Source organism: Rhizobacter sp. P3_B12, from assembly GCF_056402895.1.
Genome location: NZ_JBFUGN010001101.1, coordinates 1 through 1,907, shown reverse-complemented (window position 1 = coordinate 1,907; position 1,907 = coordinate 1). Strand labels below are relative to the sequence as shown.

General features: G+C 70.4%; 2 protein-coding genes. Both read right to left on the bottom strand.

Annotated features, from left to right (window positions below):
• Positions 1-95: 95 nt before the first annotated feature.
• On the bottom strand, positions 96-971 hold the full coding sequence (gene nadC, locus AC1D01_RS32585; protein WP_477873636.1) for a carboxylating nicotinate-nucleotide diphosphorylase: 876 nt from the start codon (positions 969-971) through the stop codon (positions 96-98).
• The coding region (gene nadA, locus AC1D01_RS32580) for a quinolinate synthase NadA (protein ID WP_477873635.1) at positions 968-1,907 on the bottom strand (940 nt) is incomplete at its 5' end. The genes nadC and nadA, both read right to left, overlap by 4 nt.

The following is a 1,907-nucleotide window of genomic DNA, read 5'->3' as shown; positions in this document are numbered from 1 at the left end:
GTGGGGATGTCCCGTCGACTGTAGTCAGTGCGGGCCGCGGCGGCCACACCCAGAGTGCGGCATAAGTCCGCGCCGACCGGGACTCCCACCCGCAGTCAGATCCGCTCCAGCACCCGCATCGAGTAGTCGGTGGCCCGCACGTCCTTCGTCAGACGGCCGATCGAGATGCGGTCGACGCCGGTCTCGGCGATGCGCCGCACCTGGTCGAGTTGCACGTTGCCCGAGACCTCGAGCAGCGCGCGCCCGCCCGTCACGGCGACCGCCTCGCGCATCAGCGCCTCGTCGAAGTTGTCGAGCAGCACGCTGGTGGCGCCGGCCTCCAGCGCCTCGCGCAGCTGGGCAATGCCCTCGACCTCGATCTGGATGTCGACGCCCGACTGCAGCTCCTGGGCGTGGCGCAGCGCGGCCGCCACGCCGCCGGCCGCGGCGATGTGGTTCTCCTTGATCAGGATGCCGTGCCACAGCGCGAGCCGCTGGTTCTGCCCGCCGCCGATGCGCACCGCGTATTTCTGCGCCAGCCGCAGCCCGGGCAGCGTCTTGCGGGTGTCGAGGATCGCGCAGCCGCGCGGGTTCGGCGACGCACCGGCGATCGCGTCGACATGCCGGCGCGTGACCGACGCGGTGGCCGACAGCAGCTGCAGGAAGTTCAGCGCCGGCCGCTCGGCCGACAGCAGCGCGCGCGCATCGGCCTCGATGTGGCAGACCAGCGTGTCGGGTGCCATGTGCGCGCCTTCGTCGACATGCCAGTCGATCGCGGCCTGCGCATCGAGCGCGCGCACGCAGCCGTCGAACCAGTCGCGGCCGCACAGCACCGCGTCTTCGCGCACCAGCACGCGAGCGCGCACGCGGCGCCCGGCCGGCACGAGCTGCGCGGTCCAGTCGCCACGGCCGATGTCTTCGGCCAGCGCATCGCGGATGTTGCGCGTGCGGGCCTGTTCCAGCGTTTCATCGAACTCGAAGGCGATCGTCATGCGGCACCGATGTTCTTCACCAGGCCGAGCTTCTGCGTGCTCGACGGGTTGGCCTTCACGAAATCGAGCATGCGGTCGATGCAGCCCAGCGCCTGGCTGCGCACCGGCTCGTCGACGTGGATCTCGCCGCTGCCGTGCTCCAGGCAGGCGACGACGCCCTGCAGCGCGTTCATCGCCATCCACGGGCAGTGCGCGCAGCTCTTGCAGGTGGCGCTGCTGCCGGCGGTGGGCGCCTCGATCAGCGTCTTGTCGGGCGCGAGCTGGCGCATGCGGTGCAGGATGCCGTTGTCGGTGGCGATGATGAAGGTCTTCGCGTCCATCTGCAGCACCGCGTTCAGCAGCTGCGAGGTCGAGCCGATCATGTCGGCCTGCGCGACCACCGACTTCGGCGACTCCGGGTGCACCAGCACCTTCGCGCCCGGGTGCTCGGCCTTCAGCAGGTCGAGCTCCAGGCCCTTGAACTCGTCGTGCACGATGCAGGCGCCGTTCCACATCAGCATGTCGGCGCCGGTTTCTTCCTGGATGTAGCGGCCGAGGTGGCGGTCGGGCGCCCACAGCACCTTCTCGCCGCGTTCCTTCAGGTGGCGCACGATCGCGAGCGCGCAGGAGCTGGTGACCATCCAGTCGGCGCGCGCCTTCACGGCGGCGCTGGTATTGGCGTAGACGACGACCTTGCGGTCGGGGTGGGCGTCGCAGAAGCGCGCGAAATCGTCGGGCGGGCAGCCGAGGTCGAGCGAGCAGGTCGCGTCGAGGTCGGGCATCAGCACGCGCTTGTCGGGGCTCAGGATCTTCGCGGTCTCGCCCATGAAGCGCACGCCGGCGACGACCAGCGTCTTGCTCGGGTGGTCGCGGCCGAAGCGCGCCATCTCGAGCGAATCGGCGACCAGGCCGCCGGTCTCGAGCGCCAGGTCCTGCAGGTCGCCGTCGACGTAGTAG

What these genes read in the sequence shown, in the direction of transcription:
- nadC (WP_477873636.1), bottom strand. Translation starts at nt 971, where the DNA reads ATGACGATCGCCTTCGAGTTCGATGAAACGCTGGAACAGGCCCGCACG.